Source organism: Mycobacterium sp. E1747 (genome assembly GCF_001667775.1).
Taxonomy (GTDB): domain Bacteria; phylum Actinomycetota; class Actinomycetes; order Mycobacteriales; family Mycobacteriaceae; genus Mycobacterium.
The window spans coordinates 98,939-117,375 of sequence record NZ_LZJI01000051.1; the positions used below are offsets into that span (position 1 = coordinate 98,939).

The 18,437-nt window shown below is 66.4% G+C and carries 21 protein-coding genes; 9 read left to right on the plus strand and 12 right to left on the minus strand.

Translation table 11 applies throughout. From position 1 onward, the window contains the following. Positions 1-57: 57 nt before the first annotated feature. Genes A5695_RS05995 through A5695_RS06010 form a run of 4 tightly spaced genes read right to left on the minus strand, consistent with a single transcriptional unit; the run spans position 58 to position 3,895 of the window. A complete protein-coding gene (locus tag A5695_RS05995) occupies positions 58-1,098 on the minus strand; it encodes an LLM class flavin-dependent oxidoreductase (protein WP_068079205.1) in 1,041 nt (346 codons plus the stop codon). After that, positions 1,098-1,622, minus strand: a complete 525-nt coding sequence (locus A5695_RS06000) for an SRPBCC family protein (protein ID WP_197515368.1) — start codon at positions 1,620-1,622, stop codon at positions 1,098-1,100. The genes A5695_RS05995 and A5695_RS06000 overlap by 1 nt, the downstream gene beginning before the upstream one ends. A gap of 49 nt (positions 1,623-1,671) precedes the next feature. Beyond that, positions 1,672-2,778, minus strand: a complete 1,107-nt coding sequence (locus tag A5695_RS06005; RefSeq protein WP_068079206.1) for an acyl-CoA desaturase — start codon at positions 2,776-2,778, stop codon at positions 1,672-1,674. A 28-nt stretch (positions 2,779-2,806) separates the two neighbouring features. Beyond that, positions 2,807-3,895: a ferredoxin reductase gene (locus A5695_RS06010; protein WP_068079207.1), complete on the minus strand. Its 1,089-nt coding sequence runs from the start codon at positions 3,893-3,895 to the stop codon at positions 2,807-2,809. A 97-nt stretch (positions 3,896-3,992) separates the two neighbouring features. Between A5695_RS06010 and A5695_RS06015 the strand changes: the two genes are divergently transcribed. Beyond that, positions 3,993-4,640, plus strand: coding sequence for a TetR family transcriptional regulator (locus A5695_RS06015; RefSeq protein WP_197515372.1), 648 nt, complete (start codon positions 3,993-3,995; stop codon positions 4,638-4,640). A gap of 49 nt (positions 4,641-4,689) precedes the next feature. On the opposite strand, the gene A5695_RS06020 is transcribed toward A5695_RS06015, so the two are convergent. Both A5695_RS06020 and A5695_RS06025 read right to left on the minus strand, forming a co-directional pair. After that, complete coding sequence (locus A5695_RS06020; protein ID WP_068079209.1) at positions 4,690-5,082, minus strand: hypothetical protein; 393 nt, start codon at positions 5,080-5,082, stop codon at positions 4,690-4,692. 37 nt (positions 5,083-5,119) lie between these two features. Then, positions 5,120-5,725 carry a GNAT family N-acetyltransferase gene (locus A5695_RS06025; protein ID WP_068079210.1) on the minus strand — a complete coding sequence of 202 codons (606 nt, stop codon included), beginning with the start codon at positions 5,723-5,725 and terminating at the stop codon, positions 5,120-5,122. 67 nt (positions 5,726-5,792) lie between these two features. On the opposite strand from A5695_RS06025, the gene A5695_RS06030 reads away from it, so the two are divergent. Continuing rightward, complete coding sequence (locus A5695_RS06030) at positions 5,793-6,890, plus strand: F420-dependent hydroxymycolic acid dehydrogenase (protein WP_068079211.1); 1,098 nt, start codon at positions 5,793-5,795, stop codon at positions 6,888-6,890. Here A5695_RS06030 and A5695_RS06035 read toward each other — a convergent pair. Next, a complete protein-coding gene (locus A5695_RS06035; protein WP_068079212.1) occupies positions 6,887-7,804 on the minus strand; it encodes a cation diffusion facilitator family transporter in 918 nt (305 codons plus the stop codon). The genes A5695_RS06030 and A5695_RS06035 overlap by 4 nt on opposite strands. 162 nt (positions 7,805-7,966) lie before the next feature. Between A5695_RS06035 and A5695_RS06040 the strand changes: the two genes are divergently transcribed. Beyond that, positions 7,967-8,545 (plus strand): hemerythrin domain-containing protein, encoded by a 579-nt coding sequence (locus tag A5695_RS06040; protein ID WP_068079213.1) that lies wholly within the window; start codon positions 7,967-7,969, stop codon positions 8,543-8,545. A 57-nt stretch (positions 8,546-8,602) separates the two neighbouring features. Here the strand turns inward: A5695_RS06040 and A5695_RS06045 are convergent, their stop codons facing one another. Next, positions 8,603-9,499, minus strand: coding sequence for a manganese catalase family protein (locus A5695_RS06045; RefSeq protein ID WP_068079214.1), 897 nt, complete (start codon positions 9,497-9,499; stop codon positions 8,603-8,605). Positions 9,500-9,660: 161 nt separating this feature from the next. Between A5695_RS06045 and A5695_RS06050 the strand changes: the two genes are divergently transcribed. Both A5695_RS06050 and A5695_RS06055 read left to right on the plus strand, forming a co-directional pair. Next, positions 9,661-10,359: a GAF and ANTAR domain-containing protein gene (locus tag A5695_RS06050; RefSeq protein WP_068079215.1), complete on the plus strand. Its 699-nt coding sequence runs from the start codon at positions 9,661-9,663 to the stop codon at positions 10,357-10,359. Positions 10,360-10,441: 82 nt separating this feature from the next. Next, entirely contained in the window at positions 10,442-11,737 is a 1,296-nt protein-coding gene (locus tag A5695_RS06055; protein WP_068079244.1) for an acyl-CoA dehydrogenase family protein, read from the plus strand. Between the two features lie 101 nt (positions 11,738-11,838). On the opposite strand, the gene A5695_RS06060 is transcribed toward A5695_RS06055, so the two are convergent. Beyond that, complete coding sequence (locus A5695_RS06060) at positions 11,839-12,294, minus strand: MaoC family dehydratase (RefSeq protein WP_068079216.1); 456 nt, start codon at positions 12,292-12,294, stop codon at positions 11,839-11,841. A 411-nt stretch (positions 12,295-12,705) separates the two neighbouring features. On the opposite strand from A5695_RS06060, the gene A5695_RS28920 reads away from it, so the two are divergent. After that, positions 12,706-12,879, plus strand: coding sequence for a hypothetical protein (locus tag A5695_RS28920; RefSeq protein ID WP_197515369.1), 174 nt, complete (start codon positions 12,706-12,708; stop codon positions 12,877-12,879). Between the two features lie 40 nt (positions 12,880-12,919). On the opposite strand, the gene A5695_RS06065 is transcribed toward A5695_RS28920, so the two are convergent. Genes A5695_RS06065 through A5695_RS06075 form a run of 3 tightly spaced genes read right to left on the minus strand, consistent with a single transcriptional unit; the run spans position 12,920 to position 14,227 of the window. After that, a complete protein-coding gene (locus A5695_RS06065) occupies positions 12,920-13,315 on the minus strand; it encodes a DUF302 domain-containing protein (protein ID WP_068079217.1) in 396 nt (131 codons plus the stop codon). Between the two features lie 13 nt (positions 13,316-13,328). Beyond that, positions 13,329-13,943: a DsbA family protein gene (locus A5695_RS06070; RefSeq protein WP_068079218.1), complete on the minus strand. Its 615-nt coding sequence runs from the start codon at positions 13,941-13,943 to the stop codon at positions 13,329-13,331. A 29-nt stretch (positions 13,944-13,972) separates the two neighbouring features. After that, a complete protein-coding gene (locus A5695_RS06075) occupies positions 13,973-14,227 on the minus strand; it encodes a metal-sensitive transcriptional regulator (protein ID WP_197515373.1) in 255 nt (84 codons plus the stop codon). A gap of 289 nt (positions 14,228-14,516) precedes the next feature. Between A5695_RS06075 and A5695_RS06080 the strand changes: the two genes are divergently transcribed. The 3 genes from A5695_RS06080 to A5695_RS06090 are packed head-to-tail and all read left to right on the plus strand — an operon-like array spanning position 14,517 to position 18,383. After that, positions 14,517-14,948 carry an MmpS family transport accessory protein gene (locus A5695_RS06080; protein ID WP_068079220.1) on the plus strand — a complete coding sequence of 144 codons (432 nt, stop codon included), beginning with the start codon at positions 14,517-14,519 and terminating at the stop codon, positions 14,946-14,948. Next, a complete protein-coding gene (locus tag A5695_RS06085; RefSeq protein ID WP_068079221.1) occupies positions 14,945-17,863 on the plus strand; it encodes an RND family transporter in 2,919 nt (972 codons plus the stop codon). The genes A5695_RS06080 and A5695_RS06085 overlap by 4 nt, the downstream gene beginning before the upstream one ends. 22 nt (positions 17,864-17,885) lie before the next feature. Further along, entirely contained in the window at positions 17,886-18,383 is a 498-nt protein-coding gene (locus tag A5695_RS06090) for a metallophosphoesterase (RefSeq protein ID WP_068079222.1), read from the plus strand. Positions 18,384-18,437 lie beyond the last annotated feature (54 nt).

Below are 18,437 nucleotides of genomic sequence, written 5' to 3' on the forward strand. Positions count from 1 at the left end.
GTGGGCCCTGGGCACGTAAACCGCGTTGCATCCGTGCGTGGGGCCCGCACTCGGCGCTCAGATTTCGCGCACCAGCTCGATGGCCCGGCCGAGCGTGCGAAGCTTCGCCTCCAGCGTGTCGCCGGCCGGATACAGCCGCACGGTGTTCACCCCGGCATCCCGCCACACGTTAAGCCGAGCGCGGACCATCTCCTCGGTGCCGATCAGCGTGGTGGCCAGCACCATCTCGTCGGTGATCAGCGCCGCCGCGGCGTCCCGGTCGCCGCGCTGCCAGCGCTCGCGCACCTCGGCGGCGATCTCGGCCCAGCCTTGCCGGCTGTAGGCCTGGTTGTAGTAGTTCGTGCTCGAGGAACCCATGCCGCCCAGGCTGAACGCGAGTTCCCTCTTGCGGCCCGCGACCATACCGCGCAGTTCCTCCTCGTCGGAGGCGAAGGCGACTTCGGCGCCCTGGCAGACGTCGACGTCGGCGCGGGTGCGGCCGGCGACGGCCAAGCCCGCGTCCAGGTGCGAAAAGTACGCGTCGCCGGCGCCCTCCGGCACGAAGCTGGTGCCCAGCCAGCCGTCGGCGGTCCCACCGGTCAGCCGCAGCATCGCCGGTGACAGGGCGGCGAGGTAGATCGGGATGGGGTGCTCGGGCCGCGTCGACAGCCGCATTGGCGCGCCCTCGCCGCCGGGCAGCGGAATGCGGAATTGATTGCCGGCGTAGGACACTTTGCCTCCGGCGAAGACCTGCCGCACGATGTCGACCGTTTCGGCGATGCGCTCCAGGGGCCGGCTGAACGAGACGCCGTGCAGGCCCTCGATCACCTGCGGGCCGGACGCGCCCAGGCCGAGCAGGAATCGACCGGCCGATAGATTGGACAGCGTGATGGCGGTCTGGGCGACCATGACCGGCGAGCGAACGCCGACCTGCAGGACACCCGAGCCCAGTAGGACCCGCTCGGTCCGCGCCGCCAGGTAGCCCAGTGCCGAGGGCGCGTCGGAGCCCCAGGCCTCGGCCACCCAGCAGACATCGAGGCCCAGCTTCTCCGCTTCGACGACGAAGGCCGCGGTTTCACCCGCGGCGCTGGACAATTCGACCGTTGTCGCGGTGAGCATCAGCGCACCCCGTGCTCGGCCAGCCTCTTGATGGCGGCGAGTGTCTTGCCGATCGCGGCCTCGAACTCGCGCATCCGCACGAACACGATCTTCTGCTCCTTGTCGGGCATCGACTCGATGGCCACCGACAGCCCCGATCGGCCCGGGCCCATCTGCATCCAGTAGCTCAGCGCAGTGCCGCCATCGCGGGGCGTCAGCCTGAACCGCCACATTGCTGCGGGGTTGTCGGGTCCGCCGACGGCCCAGGCGAATTCACGCGGCTCGTCGCACGCGACAATCTGGGAGATGGTGCTCCATTGCCCGAACGCGTCGTGCTCGTTGTGTCCGATGAAGCGGGCGCCCACCCGCGGGATGTCGGCACCCTCTGCCCATTCCACGGCCTGCAGCTCATTGCTCAGCGTCGGCATCAGCTTGATGTCGGAAACCAGGCTCCAGACCCGGGTCGGATCCGCATCGATCCATGTCGATGCCTCCACCGTCGGTTTGTCCGCGTAGCGCGCGCCGGTCCATTCCACGCAGCCCATTGTCCCCCGCGCGCAAGGCCCGTTTTGCGCGTGGGGAACTGGGCTGCCGTCAGGCGGCCGCGGGCACCGGATCGACCGAGCGGTCGGCGGTAACCGTACGCAGCACGGAGTCGGGGAACGTCAGCCGAACGATCTTGCGGACGACGGTCCCAAACTGCCGCAGCAGCGGGCCGCGGTTGTAGGGGATGCCATAGCGTTCGCAGATCGCCTGCACCTCGGGCGCGATCTCGGCGTACCGGCGCGCCGGCATGTCCGGGAACAGGTGGTGCTCGATCTGGTGCGAGAGGTTGCCCGACAGCAAGTGGAACAGCTTGCCGCCGGTGAGATTCGCTGAACCGAGAACCTGGCGGAAGTACCACATGCCGCGGGACTCGTCCTTGGTCTGCTCGACGGTGAATTCCTGTGTGCCGTCCGGGAAATGGCCGCAGAAGATGATCATGTACGACCACACGTTGCGCATCAGGTTGGCCGACAGGTTGCCCGCGAAGACGAACGGCGCGAAGGGGCCGGCCAGCAACGGGAAGGCCACGTAGTCCTTGAGTGTCTGCCGGCGTGTCTTGCGCCAGATGGCGCGCAGCACCTCGCGCTTGTCGGCGAGCTCGATCTCGCCGGAGCGGATCCGCTCGGTCTCCAGTTCGTGCAGCGCGACGCCGTACTGGAACAGCACCATCAACAGGAAGGCGTAGAGCGGGTTGCCCAGAAAGTAGGGTTCCCAGCGCTGATCTTCGCTCATCCGCAGGATGCCGTAGCCGATGTCGCGGTCCATCCCCACGATGTTGGTGTGGGTGTGGTGCATGTAGTTGTGCGAATGCCGCCATTGATCCGCCGGGCATGCGGTGTCCCATTCGAAGGACCGGCCGGAGATGGTCGGGTCACGCATCCAGTCGTATTGACCGTGCATGATGTTGTGACCGATCTCCATGTTGTCCAGGATCTTTGACAATCCCAGCATCGTGGTTCCCAGCAGCCAGGCCGGCGGCAGGAAGAGCAGCGCGCGGCCGCCGACCTCCAGCGCGCGCTGGGCCTTGATGACGCGACGGATGTAGTCGGCGTCCTCGGCGCCCAGGCTGGCCATCACGCGCTCCCTGATGGTGTCCAGCTCGCGGCCGAATTCGTCGGCCTGTTCGGGGGTCAGGGTGATCTTGTTCTGTGTCATGGCTTTTCCTCTCGGAACTTTGGTGGGCTCAGAGCGATAGGTCGACGTCGCCGACGGGGACGGACACGCAGATCTGCACATCTTCGTCGGGACCGGTCGAGACGGCGCCGGTGATCAGGTTGCGCACCGTGCCGGCTGTCTTCCGCCGGGTGCAGGTGTGGCAGATGCCCATCCGGCAGCCGTTTTCCGGTGACAGGCCGGCCGATTCCGCCTGTTCCAGCAGCGAGCGTCCGTCGTCGACGACATCAACCCCGCTGTCGGCGAAGGTGACGCGGCCGCCCGACGGGTTGGCGGGCGCCTCGAACGTCGGAGGTACGAAGCTTTCGGTGTAGACGTTGTCGCAGTGGTTCCGTACGGCTTCGACCAAAGGTGTTGGACCGCAGACGAACACCGCATCGGGTGATGACATGGCGGCTTTCAGGTGGGTGGCGTCGAACCGGCCGAAAAGATCGCCGCGCCCGGAGCGGGTGTAGCCGTGCAGCACGCGGACGCCGGGCAGGGTCGCCAATTCGTCGCGGTAGCAGGCCTCGGCCGGGGTGCGAGCGTAGTGGATGAACGCGATCTCGCCCGGGTGTTTCTCAGCGACCAGCGTACGCAGCATCGCCATGACCGGCGTGATGCCGCTTCCACCGGAGACGAAGAGGATCCGGCGCGGCCGCTGGGCCGGCAACACGAAGTCGCCGCCGGTGCCGTCCAAGCCGACCACCATGCCGCGGCGGGCATGCTCGTACAGGTAGTTGGAGACCAGGCCGCCGTCGTGTCGGCCGATGGTCAGCTCGAGATGGGCGGCGCCTTCGGCGTTGGCCGGGGAATAGCAGCGGGTGTGCCGGCGGCCGTCGATCTCGACGGCAACGTTGACGTACTGGCCGGCCTGGACGGTCCAGGCGGAGGTGAAGCGCTCGTTGGGCGCGAGGGTGAGGGTGAGACTGCGCGCGGTGCTGCGGCGCACGTCGATCACCTTGGCGCGGGCCTGGCCCAGCGTCCAGGTCGGCGCGACCAATTCGGTGTAACGGTCGACACCGTGCGGGCCGGTGAGCAGGTCGATGAGGTCCGAACCCAACACTCGCTTCCGAAGAGTCCGAGCGAGGGCCCGACTAGAAGTCGTTTGAGTGAACATATGTACACCGTGCTGCCACGCCACCGGGTCAGTCAAGGGTTAACTGCGTGTCTGTGGTAGGGTTCACATAGTGAACAGCCGTACTCCTAGCTCACGGGTGCGCGGTTCTGGTCGCGAGCGCGTGCGCGAAAGCCGGTCGCGTGAGGAGCGCAAAGAGGCGACCCGGCGCGCCATCATCGCCGCGGCCCTCAAGCTGCTGCAGGACCGCAGCTTTTCCAGCCTGAGCCTGCGGGAGGTGACCCGCGAGGTCGGTATCGTGCCGGCGGCGTTCTACCGCCACTTCGAGTCGATGGAGGCCCTGGGGCTGGTCCTGATCGACGAGTCGTTCCGCAGCCTGCGCGACACCCTGCGTGAAGCGCGTGCCGGCAAGCTCGATCCGAACCGGGTCATCGAGTCGTCCGTGGAGATACTGGTCGCCAGCGTCGCGCAGCGGCGCGAACATTGGCGGTTCATCGCGCGCGAACGCAACAGCGGGCTGAGCGTTTTGCGCTACGCCATCCGCACCGAGATCAGGCTGATCACCTCGGAGCTCGCCACCGACCTGGCGCGCTTCCCGCGGCTGCACGAGTGGACCACCGAGGATCTCAACGTGCTGGCCACCCTGTTCGTCAACGCGATGATCGTCATCGCGGAGGCGATCGAGGACGCGCAGAGCGCCGAGGCGCTGGAAGACATTCGGCGGATCGCCGTCAAGCAACTCCGGATGATCGCGACCGGCATCGCCGGCTGGGAGAGCACCCCCTAGCGAGCGTCCAGCCGTCGCACGAGCAGTGAACAGTCGAACACTGGCCGCGTCACTCCGTCGTCTGGGTGAAGTCCGGCGCCCCGTTCTCGTCGACCACCTCGTACAGCGACTCACCGTCCTCGGGCGCCCCGTCGATCTGGCCCCGATGAGCGCGTCCGGGCGGACCGTCGGCGGGCACGCCCGCGCGCGGCGTGTCGGGCGAGACGTCGGGCTCCTCCTCGGCGAGCCGCGCATCCAGGGATTCGCCTTCCCGCTCTTCGCGCGCCGTCATACCGAAGCGGTTGGCCTCGCTCCAGCCCTCGGGCGGGTCGACCACGATGTCACCGTCGTCGTTGTGGAGTTCGTCGGAGTCGGTGCCTTCACTCGCGTTCAGGGTGTCACCGGGCCCGCCTTCCTCGGGGAAGTCCGCGGGGTCGACTTCGGCTTGCGGATTTTCGCTCATGGCCGAACGGTTGCCCGCCGGCTAGGGGGGCTAAACGCTACCGCGGCGAGCGCCACATCGCCCACATGGTGGGGCCACCGTCGGGCATCACCAGCTCGCGGGTCACGGTGAAACCGAAACGCTCGTAGTACGGCACGTTTTCGAGCTTGCTCGACTCGAGATAGGCCGGACAGTATTCGGCGTCGCAACGGTCCAGCCGGGACCGCATCAGGGCCTGGCCGAAGCCCCGCCCGCGGACCGACGGGTCGCTCCCGATCGCGGCCAGATACCAGTGCGGCTCTTCGGGATGCGTGCGCTTCATCAATTCCTGTACGCCGCGTGCCCTCGTCGCGCGCATGCCGAACACGCGCAGGAAGGTCGGGGTCATCGCCAGTTCACCCAGCCGCGTCTCCCGCCACCGATTGGGCGGATCCCAGAGTGCCGCGGCGCCGATACCCGGGCCGTCGCATGCCACCTCGACACCACCGCAGCCCAGATGGTGGTGGCGTGTCATCGTGGCGAAGACCCGGTGCAGGTTCGCGGTGCGCGACCTGTCGTCGGGCAGTAGCCACGTCATCACCGGGTCGTCGTAGAAGGCACGCGCCAGGGTGCGTGACAGCTCGCGGACGTCGGCCTTCCGCGCCGGGCGCGCCTGGGGAGTCACCCGAGTCAGGTTAGCGGGTGGCCCGTATTCGGGGTGTCATCGCGGCAGCGGTGGGTACGTTATTTCGGTGACCGGCGTTTCGCGTCGCGGGTTCGGGCAGGTGGCTGCCGGTGTCGGCATGCTCGGCGCCGCCGGGCTTGGTGCGGGGTGCGGGCGGGTGGGCACGGACCACGCGGAGCCCGCTGCCCCGCCACCGTCTCCGGTCAAGCCGGTGGGTTTTGTGCTCTCGCACGAGCAGTTCCGCACCGACCAGCTCGTGGCGCAAGCCCAGGCGGCCGAACAGGCCGGTTTTCAGCAGGTGTGGGCCAGCGACCATATCCAGCCGTGGCAGGACAACGAGGGTCATTCGATGTTCCCGTGGCTGACCCTGGCGCTGGTCGGCAACGCCACCAGCCGCATCTCATTCGGTACCGGGGTGACCTGCCCCACCTACCGTTACCACCCGGCCGCGGTGGCCCAGGCCTTCGCCTCGCTGGCGATCCTGTATCCCGGACGGGTGTTCCTGGGAGTAGGGACCGGGGAACGGTTGAACGAACAGGCCGCCACCGACGCGTTCGGCAACTACACCGAGCGCCACGACCGGCTGATCGAAGCGATCAGCCTGATCCGCCAGTTGTGGAGCGGATCGCGAATCTCCTTCGCCGGCCGCTATTTTCACACCAACGCGCTGAGGTTATACGACACGCCTACCACCCCAACGCCGATCTTCGTGGCGGCCAGCGGGCCCAAGAGCGCGACAATGGCCGGTCAATACGGCGACGGCTGGATCGGTCAGGCGCGCGACGTCACGAACCCGGCGCTGCTGGCGGCGTTCGGTGCGGGCGCGCGGGCCGCCGGCCGCGACCCGGGCGGCCTGGGCAAGCGCGCCGAGCTGTTCGCGGTCGTCGGCGACGCCGCCGAGGCCACGGTCGCCGCAGGCCGGTGGCGCTTCACCGCCGGAGCCGTCGACCAGCCGAATCCGGTCGAAATCCAGCGCGCCGCCCAAGCCAACCCCATCGACAAAGTGCTGGCCAACTGGACGGTTGGAACCGATCCGGTAACCCACATCAAGGCGGTGCAGGCGATCCTGGACGCCGGCGCCGTGCCCTTTTTGCACTTCCCGCAAAGCAATCCGCTGACGGCGATCGAGTTCTACCGCACCAACGTCTTGCCGAAGTTGCGCTAGTTCGACGTGGGCTCGACCTCGGGCTGAATGTAGACGACGCGAACCGTGGGCACCGTTTCCCGAATGCGCGCCTCCGCGCTGCGGACCACATCGGCTGCGGCCGCGAATTCCTTCTCGGGCCCGAACACCACCTTGGCGGCCACCACCAGCTGATCCGGGGCGAGGTACTGGGTGCGCAGATCCACGACGGAATCGACGTGCTCAGCCCGTTGCAGGGCGGCCCGAATCATCATGCATTGGCTCGTCGTGGCTCCCTCGCCGATCAACAGGCTGTGCGTCTCGACGATCAACACCACGGCGATGACGGCCAGCAGCACACCGATGCCAAGCGTGCTGACCGCGTCCCGCAACGGATTTCCCGTCACGGCGGTCAGCGTGACGCCGGTGAAGGCCACACCCAGACCGAGCAGGGCGGCGCCGTCTTCGAGCAGCACCACGGGCGGCTCGGGTACCCGGGAATTGCGGACGAACTGCCACCAACTCTCGGAACCCTTCAGCAGCTTGGACTCCCTTCGCACGGTACGCAGGCTGAAGCCCTCCAAGATCGCGGCGACGACAAGAATCGCGATGGCAACGCCGGGCGCGGTCAGCGGCGCCGGATGCGAAAGCTTGCGATACCCCTCGAACGCCGCGACGACCGCTCCGAGCACGACCACCAGCAGGGCCACGACGAAAGAATAGAAGTACCGGCTTCGGCCATAGCCGAACTGATGCAGGGCGTCAGGACGCCTGAGCGCCGCATGTTTGCCGACCAGCAGCAGCACTTCGTTGATCGAATCGGCAAGAGAATGCACCGATTCCGCGAGCATCGCCGAACTTCCCGTCACCAGGAAACCGACGAATTTAGCCGCCGCGATCCCCGCGTTGGCGGCGAACGCCACCACGACAGACTTCGTTGTGCCATCGCCCGCCATCGCCCGCCATCGCGTAGAGCTACCCCCGACTGGACGCGGCGAAACTATCGATGTTTTGCCACAACGACACTCGGGGTTCAGCGCGGGCCGGCTCGTTTCAAGGGCGTCGCCCCGGGTATCCGCAGGCCACTTCGAGTCATAAGCCCAACTGGAAGGCAAGGCATGGACGCAATCACTTTTCTTCGCCAGGACCACAAAAGCGTGCTCGGCCTGTTCGAGACTCTCGACGGGGCGCCGTCGGGCTCGGGCGCCGAGGCGAGCGGCCTGGAGACCGTCGTGAACAACCTCATCATCGCGGAGTCGCAGCACGAAGCCGTTGAGGAGCAGTTCTTTTGGCCGGCGGTGCGCGAGGCGATCGGCGACGGAATCGTCGACAAGGCGATCGAGCAAGAGCAGGCCGGCAAGCAGCTGTTGCAGCGGCTCGAGGACGGCAAGCCCGGCGAACCCGACTATCACGAAGCGCTGCAGGAGTTGGTCAAGGCGGGCCGCGAACACATCGCCTACGAGCAGGACGTGGTGTGGCCGCAGGTCGAGCTGGCGATCAGCCGCGAAGATCTGGAGAAGATCGGCGAAAAGCTGGAGCAGGCAAAGAAAATAGCTCCGACCCGCCCCCACCCGGACACTCCACCGAATCCGACGGTGCTGAAGACCATGGGAATGGGGGCGGCGGTGGTCGACCACGTCCGCGACGCGCTCACCGGACGCGCGCAGGACAACCCGCCGGACCCTCAGGTCAAGTAGCGATCAGACGCGAAGGCCGGGCGCTGGATCGCCAGCGCCCGGCCTTCTTGTCTTTAATTAGCTTGTGGGCGTGTGTTGTTCGTGCGTGAAGGGCTTTTCGGCCTTGATCGCCGGTGAGCCCTGGGGGTTCTGCTGTGCGCCCTGGTTCTGGCGCGTGCTGCCCCCCAGCCACTGCTGTTCGGGCTTTTCCACGTACTCCCATTCCACGCCCTCCGGCCACGGCCCCTGGCCCTGGTTCCACGGACCGCGGATCGATTCGCCGTTGCCGTTAGACATGTTGAACGCGACGTTTTGGAAGCGCGGGTCGCCCGGCAGCTGCCCAGGCGGGAAGTTCACCGGAAGCTCGTTGAGCGCCGCGGTGAACTGCTGGTAGTGCGCGACCTCGCGCGTCATCAGGAAGCTGAGGGTGTCTTGCACGCCGGGATCGTCGGTGTACTGCTTGAGGTACTCGTACACGACCTTGGCGCGCGACTCGGCCGCGATGTTGTTGCGCAGGTCGACAGTCGGGTCGCCGTTGGCGTCGATGAAGGCGCCGGTCCAGTTGTTTCCCCCGGAGTCCTTGACGTCCGGCCCACCACCGCTGAGCACCAGGAACAGCGGACTGACCGACACCGAATGGATGATGCTGTCACGTCCGTCGCCGCTGGCCACCGCCGGCATCCAGTCGCATTTCTCGTGCGCGATCTTCAAGTTGTCGTTGAGACCGTCTAGCAACATCGTGATCATCGAGCCGACCATCTCGAGATGACTGAGCTCCTCGGTGGCGATGTCCATGAACAGGTCGTACATCTTCGGGTTCTTCTGCCGCAGCACGAAGGCCTGAGTGAAGTACTGCAACGCGGCGGTGAGTTCCCCGTTGGCGCCGCCGAACTGATCCATCAGCAACGTCGCGAACCGTGGGTCGGGCCGGTCGACACGGACCTCGAATTGAAGATCTTTGTTATGAACAAACACTGGGGCTCCCTACGCTTGTCGAGAAGGTTATGGTTTCGCCGGGTACCCCCGGCCTTTGCCGCCAAACGGCGGTGGTAGCAACTTCTCGGCCGCGCGCCGCGGACCGTTGCCCAAGGGTGCGCGAGTGACGGTTCCGGTGACATGGTGGACAATCCGCTGTTATGGAGTTATCGGACCCGAATTCCCGGCACCAGCTGGCGATGCGGATGGCCGAGCTGGCCCGCGACATTGCCGCGCCCCGCTCGTTGGGCGACGTCCTCACCGACGTCACCGCCGCCGCGGTGAACCTGATACCGGCGGCGGACGTCGCGGGGGTGCTGCTGGTGAAGGCCGGCGGTGACTTCGAGTCGCTCGCCGACACCGACAGCCTGGTGGCCCAGCTCGACAAGTTGCAGAACGACTTCAGTGAGGGGCCCTGTCACGACGCCGCCCTCAATCAAACGATCGTGCGGACCGACGACCTTCGCGAGGAGCCGCGCTGGCCGCAATACGCACCGGCCGCGGTGGAACGCGGCGTGCTGAGCAGTCTTTCGTTCAAGCTGTACACGGCCGACCGGACAGCGGGCGCACTGAACCTGTTCAGCTTCCGGCCCGACGTGTGGGACACCGAAGCCGAGACCATCGGCTCGGTGTTAGCCGCGCACGCCGCGTCGGCGATCATGGCGAGTCGCCACGGGCAGCAGATGGAATCGGCCCTGTCGACGCGTGACCGAATCGGCCAGGCCAAGGGCATCATCATGGAGCGCTACGGGGTGGATGAACTGCGCGCGTTCGACCTGTTGCGGCGCCTGTCCCAGGAGAGTCAGGTCAAGCTCGTCGACATCGCCCAGCGCGTCGTCGACACTCGCCGCAAGGACTAGATCCTCTACCGCCGCCATCTACGATGGGGTGGCTTCATCGACGAGGCCGGCGCGGCGCCGCGCTGGGGAACGGGTGGCCACCGTGTGGGATTTCGAAACAGACCCGGACTACCAGACAAAGTTGGACTGGGTCGAAAAGTTCATGGTTGACGAGCTCGAACCGCTCGATCTGGTCGCTCTCGACCCCTACGACAAGAAGAACGCCGAGATGCTGGCCATCCTGCGTCCGCTGCAGCAGCAGGTGAAGGACCAGGGGCTGTGGGCGGCACACCTGCGGCCGGAGCTTGGCGGCCAGGGGTTCGGTCAGGTCAAGCTGGCGCTGCTCAACGAGATCCTGGGCCGCTCCCGTTGGGCGCCATCGGTGTTCGGCTGCCAGGCGCCGGACTCCGGCAACGCGGAGATCCTGGCCATGTTCGGTACCGACGAACAGAAGGCCCGCTACCTGCAACCGCTGCTCGACGGCGAGATCACCTCGTGCTATTCGATGACCGAGCCGCAGGGTGGTTCGGATCCCGGACAATTCGTCACCGCCGCGACCCGCGACGGCGACTGCTGGGTGATCAACGGCGAGAAGTGGTTCTCCACCAACGCCAAGCACGCGTCGTTCTTCATCGTCATGGCGGTCACAAACGCCGATGCGCGCACGTACGACAAGATGTCGCTGTTCATCGTGCCGGCCGAGACACCGGGCATCGAGATCGTACGCAACGTCGGCGTGGGCGCCGAGTCCTCGGCGCGCGCCAGCCACGGTTATGTCCGCTACACCGATGTCCGCGTCCCGTCCGATCACGTGCTGGGGGGCGAGGGCCAGGCGTTCATGATCGCGCAAACGCGGCTCGGCGGCGGCCGCATCCACCATGCGATGCGCACAATCGCCTTGGCGCGCAGCGCCTTTGACATGATGTGCGAGCGGGCGGTATCGCGCAAGACGCGGCACGGGCGGCTTTCCGATTTTCAGATGACCCAGGAGAAGATCGCCGACAGCTGGATCCAGATCGAACAGTTCCGGTTGCTGGTGCTGCGCACCGCGTGGCTGATCGACAAGCACCACGACTATCAGAAGGTCCGCCGGGATATCGCCGCGGTGAAGGTCGCGATGCCTCAAGTCCTGCATGACGTCGTGCAGCGGGCCATGCACCTGCACGGCGCGCTCGGGGTTTCCGACGAGATGCCGTTCGTCAAGATGATGGTCGCCGCCGAGTCGCTGGGCATCGCCGACGGCGCCACCGAACTGCACAAGATGACGGTGGCGCGCCGCACCTTGCGTGAATATCAGTCGGTGACAACGCCGTTCCCGTCGGCGCACATCCCCACCCGCCGCGCCGAGGCTCAGGCCCGGCTGGCTGAACGCCTCGAGCATTCCGTCGCGGAGTTCTAAAAGCGGCTCCACCCGCGACACGTAAACCTTGGCGACGACACGACCCGCAAAACACCGCCGTCGTTTAAGTCTCGCGGTGGCGCCGCGGCAACTCCAAGCGGTCAGCTGATGTAGCGGACGATGCTTTCGGCCACACAGGCCGGCTTGGGTGCACCCTCAATCTCGACGGTTGTCGACATGGTGGCCTGCACGGCGCCGTTTCCGACGTCCTCGACGCTGACCAGCGATGTCTGCGCACGCACCCGGGAACCGACCGGAACGGGAGCGGGAAAGCGAACCTTGTTGAGGCCGTAGTTGATTGCGAGCTTGATGCCGTTGACGGTGTAGATCTGGTGCTGCAGGCGGGGCAGCAGCGCCAGCGTCATGAAACCGTGGGCGATCGTCCCACCAAACGGCCCCGCGGCGGCGCGCTCCGGATCCACGTGGATCCACTGATGGTCGCCGGTCGCGTCGGCGAAGAGGTTGACGTCCTCTTGGGTGATGGTCACCCAATCGCTGTGCCCGATCGCTTCACCGGCGGCGGCCGCGAGATCGGCTACTGATTCGAAGGTGCGCATGAGTTTCTCCTTGACCTCGGGTCGTAACAATAGCGCGCACGTTCGCCGGGGACGGCGCGGGTAGACGCTGCTCGAGGACACCAGCACCACGCGCTTTTCAAGGGACCCGCCGGCACCCCGACGAAGCGGCCGCCCTGGCGGCGATCCGCATCCTCGACGGTGCCGTTGCTGGGTGTCGGGCAGGCACTGGCCGAAAGCCAACACAGCCGCGTCGCGCAGGGGTTCGGCGACGCCTTGAGCGACGCCTGATCGATTCCCGCTGCCGCAAGCGGATTGGATTTACTTCATTCCTGCGCATGCGCTATCGCGGCGGCGGAGTCGGTGAATCTCGTGCTCAGGCCTCGTTCGAGTTTGGCGGCGCGGAAGGGGGGAACCCGTCAGGGGTTACCGAGCCCCACCGGAAGGAAATGAATGGCTGAGAACAAGGGCCACAAAGCCGAGTCGGACGTGGAACCTGAGACCCACGAGTCCCGGTCGCGTGCCGCGGCCGGAGAGGCCGACGGTTCGTATGTCGGTGCGGCCGGCTCCGATGACTCCTTCGACGCCGGGGAAACGGGTGCTGAAGCGCGGAGCCAGGAAGGCTGATCCGCTGCGCCACAGGGTAATCCGAGGCCCCGGGGCACCGTTATCGGAGCGCGCCGATTGCGGCTTGCAGTTTGGCGGTGGCCTGGTCGGCCACCTCTTGCAACGCCCCCGGCTCGCCCGTTACCTTGACCATGAGTTGTGGATCCATCGCCTCGACGAGAACCGCATCGCCCTGGGGGTCGGCTCGCACCACCACGTTGCACGGGAGAAGCTGGCCGATCTGGCGGTGAACGCCGAGCGCGCGGTGCGCCAGGGTCGGGTTGCACGCCCCCAGGATGAGGTAATCCTCCATGTCCTCGCCGAGCTTCTGCTTCAGCGTGGCTTTGACGTCGATGGTGGTCAATACGCCGAAACCCTGCTCGGCCAGGGCCTCCGTGGTTCGTTTCACCGCGTCGTCGAACGAGGTGTGCAAAGTGGTGCTCAATCCTGCTGTCATTTCTTCTCCTCTGCTAGACGACGGACCGCGGGCGTTGCAGCTGGGCAAATTGGGGAATCGCGGCCAACGTGGCGACCGCGTCAAACAGTGCGACCGTTGCTTGGGCCTCCGGCGGAGCGGTCAGAACCGGGCCGAAGAAGGCGTGGCCGTCGATCCGGATGATCGGGCTGCCCCCGGTTTCGCCCAACGCGTCCTGGGCCGCCTGGTGCGCACTACGCACGGGTTCGTCCAACGACGCCTCGGCGATCACACCGGCGGTGGTTTCGCGGGCGCCCGCCGCGGACAGCAGGTGGCCGATGAGGCCCTCGTCGAGGGGCTCGGAGCGATCGAAGTACCGCTCCCCGAACGCGAAATACGCGGCGGTCCAGCCGGCTACGCCGCGCTCCCGCGCGATGGCGGCCATCAGCCGGCCGACGCGTTGCGAGTCACGCATACGGGCCTCTTGGTGGGGTGGGAGTTCCCGTCCCTCGTTGAGCACCGCCAGGCTCATCCGCTGCCAATCGACAACCACGCCGGTCTTCTCGGCGACGGCGCGTAGCCAACGCGCGGTATTCCAGGAGAACGGGCACACCGGGTCCAACCACAGCGTGACTTCGGGTCCGGCTCGACCTCCGTCGGAGGGGTTCATCGCGCTTCGCCTTTCGTAGATGCCAGCCGTCAGGCCAGGCTCAGGAACAGCTTTTCCAGCTCGTCGATCGACACGGCCGGCCCGTCAGTGGGACTACCCTCCGTCCGGACGATGCACTCGCGCAGGCCCGAGGCGATGATCTTGAAGCCTGCGCGGTCCAGCGCCCGCGACACCGCGGCCAGCTGCGTGACGACGTCCCTGCAACTGCGACCTTGCTCAATCATCGCGATGACGCCACCGAGCTGACCCTGCGCTCGCCGCAACCGGGCGAGGACCGCGTCCATGTCGTTCGGGTTGTGCCTGACGACGTCGGCCTTGGGCGACGCGTTGCCGCTCACTTCGTTTGCCATGGCTCCTTCATACCATACCCCGCCGGGTATATGCCTCGCCCGTTGAAATACCCTGGGGGGTATGGTATACCTGACGGCGGATCGAGGCTGGGCGCGCGGGCGCCGCGTCACGCGGTGGCGTGCCAGAGGTCTGCCGGCAGTCGACCGCGGGCCGAACGGCCCTATCGGGGCCAGGCGCGGCGGGCGTAATCCGTACCGAGAGATCGAGTGAAAGGAAACGTCAGTGTCCACGTTTCTGAGGCGGGTTTGGGTGCCGGTCGTCGTCGTGGGGGCGGTCGCCCTCGGCGGCGTAGCCGTCGACCGGCTCCGCGGCGTTTTCGGCTCGGACGCGATCTTCACCGCGACGGGGACCAGCGCCGAACCGCTGGAGCCCTCGCACATCAAGCGGGTCACCTACGAGGTATACGGGCCCAGCGGCACAACGGGAAGCGTGAGCTATTTGGACAAGAACGCGCAGCCGGAACAGGTGGACTTCACCAACCTGCCGTGGACCCTCACGGTCACCACGACGGTGCCCGCCGTCATTGCCAGCCTGGTGGCGCAAGGCAGCAGTGACGACATCGGGTGCCGCATCACCGTCAACGGTGAGGTCAAGGACGAGCGGTCGTCGGCCGGGCGCCATGCCCAAACTTCCTGTCTGGTCAAAGCCGGATGAACGCCGAAACCGAAGTACGCCCAAGGTTCATGCGGTTCGTCCGCAGGTTCGCCGTACCGATCCTGCTGGCATGGCTGCTGCTGACCGTCGCCCTCAACGTGCTTGTGCCGCCGATCGAGTCGGTGGCCCGCAACCACGCGGTGACGATGTCGCCGCAGGACGCGCCGGCGATGATCGCCGCCAAGCGCATCGGTGCGACCTTCCACGAATCGGATTCCGACAGCATCGCGATGATCGTCCTGGAGAGCGACAAACAACTCGGTGACGACGCGCGGCGCTATTACGACGGCCTGGTGCGCAAGCTGCAGGCCGACCCCAAGCACGTCCAGCATGTTCAGAACATCTGGGGCGATCCGCTGACCGCCGCCGGTGTCCAGAGCCGCGACGGCAAGGCCGCCTACGTCCAGCTCAACCTGGCCGGCAACCAGGGCAGCACGCTGGGGAACAAGTCGGTCGACGCGGTGCGGGAAATCGTTGACAAGTCGGAACCCCCCCACGGGCTCAAGGTCTATGTCACCGGCCCCGCCCCGCTCACCACGGACATGAACGAGGCCGCCGACAAGAGCATGTTCAAGATGATGGGTGTCACGGGTGTGGTCATCATGATCATGCTGTTCATCGCCTATCGCTCGATCAGCACGGTGATGCTGGTGCTCGTCATGGTCGGCTTCGAGATGGGCACGGCCAGGGGGCTTGTCGCGCTGTTGGGGAACTCCGGCCTGTTGGGCTTCTCGACGTTCGTCGTCGCCATGTTGTCCTCCTTGGCGATCGCGGCCGGAACCGACTACGCGATCTTCCTCATCGGCCGGTATCAGGAGGCGCGTCAGGCCGGTCAGGATCGAGAAGCCGCCTATTACACGATGTTTCGCGGAACGTCGCACATCATCCTGGGCTCGGGACTGACCATCGCCGGCGCCACTTTCTGCCTGCACCTGGCGCGGCTGTCCTACTTCAAGGCGCTGGGGATACCTTCGGCTTTGGGGCTGCTCGTCGTCGTCGCGGGAGCGATGACCGCCGCGCCGGCCGTTGTGGCGGTCGCCAGCCGGTTCGGCCTGCTCGATCCGAGGCGGATGATCAAGACGCGCGGCTGGCGGCGTATCGGCACCGCCAGCGTGCGCTGGCCCGGTCCGGTTTTCGCGGCCTCACTGGTCATCGCGATCGTGGGCATCCTGATCATGCCGAGCATGAAGGTCAGCTACAACGACCGCTATTACATACCCGGCAGCCTGCCGTCGAACGTCGGATACGCCGCCGCGGAGCGCCACTTCGGCGCCGCCACAATGAATCCCGATATCCTGATGATCGAAAGCGATCACGACATGCGGAACAGCGGCGACATGATCATCCTGGATCGGCTCGCCAAAGAAGTCTTCGCCTCCCCCGGCATCGCGATGGTGCAAAGCATCACCCGGCCGCTGGGTGGCCCGATAGAGCACACGTCCATTCCGTTCCAGATCAGCGCCCAGTCCATACCGATCCGGCAGAACCTGCAATTCATGAAGGACCGCACGGACGACATGCTCAAGATGAGCGACGACCTGGGCGCAATGATCGCCTCGATGCAACGGATGCAGGGCCTGATCGGACAGATGAGTGGCGCGACTCATCAGATGGTCGGCGATATGCACCAAATGCAGGCCACCCTCGACGAGATGCGCGACCACCTCGCGGACTTCGACGACTTCGCGCGGCCCTTCCGAAGCTATTTATATTGGGAGCCACACTGTTTCAACATCCCCGCGTGTTGGGCTTCCAGATCGGTGTTCGAGGCGATCGACGGCGTGGACAAGTTCAGCGAGAACATGAAGACGTTGATCAAAGACGTGAGCAACGTCGACGCCGTCTTGCCGCAGCTGCTCGCCCAATTCCCGCCGATCATCGTCGTCGCCAAATCGATGCAGGGGACGCTGCTCACGATGCACAGCAGTTTCTCCGGCCTGGTCACGCAGATGTCGCAGATGACCGACACGGCCAGCGCGATGGGTCAGGCCTTTGACGCCTCCCGTAGCGGCGACTACTTCTACCTGCCGCCAGAAGCGTTCCAGAATCCCGACTTTCAGCGGGGTCTCCAGCTTTTCCTTTCGCCGGACGGTAAGGCCGCTCGCTTCATCATCACCCACGACGCGGATCCGGCAACGCCGGCGGGCATCTCGGCGGTGCTGCCGGAGCTGGCCGCGGCGCATCATGCGGTGAAGGGGACGAACCTCACCGGCGCCAAGTTCTACCTCGCCGGGACGGCGGCGATCTATCGCGACATCCAGTCGGGCTCGCACTACGACCTGCTGATCGTGGGGCTGGCGGCGCTCACCCTGATCTTCGTCGTCATGCTGATCATCACCCGCGCGCTGGTCGCCTCGCTGGTGATCGTCGGCACGGTCCTGCTGTCGCTCGGCGCCGCCTTCGGGCTCTCGGTGTTGGTGTGGCAGCACCTGCTCGGCCTTGAATTGAACTGGATCGCACCGGTGTTCGGATTGATCATCCTGCTGGCCGTGGGCTCCGACTACAACCTGTTGCTGGTGTCGCGCTTCCAGGAGGAGATCGGCGCCGGGCTGAAAACCGGCATCATTCGGTCGATGGGCGAGACCGGTGGCGTCGTCACCTCGGCAGGTCTGGTCTTCGCCTTCACGATGATGTCGATGGTCGCCAGCGACCTGCGCTCGATCGGCCAGGCGGGCAGCACGATGGGTCTCGGGCTGCTGTTCGACACGTTGATCGTGCGCTCGTTGATGACACCGTCGGTCGCGGCGCTGTTGGGTCGGTGGTTCTGGTGGCCGATCCGCGTGCGGCCCCGCCCGGCCAGCTCCATGCTCCGGCCCTTCGGCCCGCGCCGCGTGGTTCGCTCCCTTCTCCTCGGTGAGCAGCCCGATGCGCCCACCGCCCAACCCGCTAAGGCCATGGCCTCGACGTCCGGGTGAAGACCGCGGGCAAGATGGGGCTGTGCGGCTGCTGCTGATTTCGGACACCCACGTCCCGAAGCGCGCCCGCGACCTGCCCGCGCGGGTATGGGACGAGGTAGACGCGGCCGACGTGGTCGTGCACGCCGGCGACTGGGTGGCGCCCGAACTGCTCGACGAGCTCGAACGCAAGTCGGCCCAGCTGGTGGCGTGCTGGGGGAACAACGACGGTCCCGAGCTGCGGGCTCGGCTGCCCGAGCGGGCGGACGCGACCCTGGCGGGTGTGCGGTTCACCATCGTGCACGAAACCGGCGCGGCGGACGGGCGGGAAACCCGGATGTCGCGGCTATATCCCGACAGCGACGTCCTGGTGTTCGGGCACAGCCACATCCCCTGGGACAGCCGCACTGACAGCGGGCTGCGCCTGCTCAACCCCGGTTCGCCGACCGATCGCCGCCGGCAGCCGTACTGCACCTACATGACCGCCCACGTCGATGACGGGGCGCTGACCGACGTGGTCCTGCATCGCCTCCCCAGGTAACGGGTACATACCTTCTGCACAGCTTCCCCACATAAATAGCTCGCCTACAGAGGT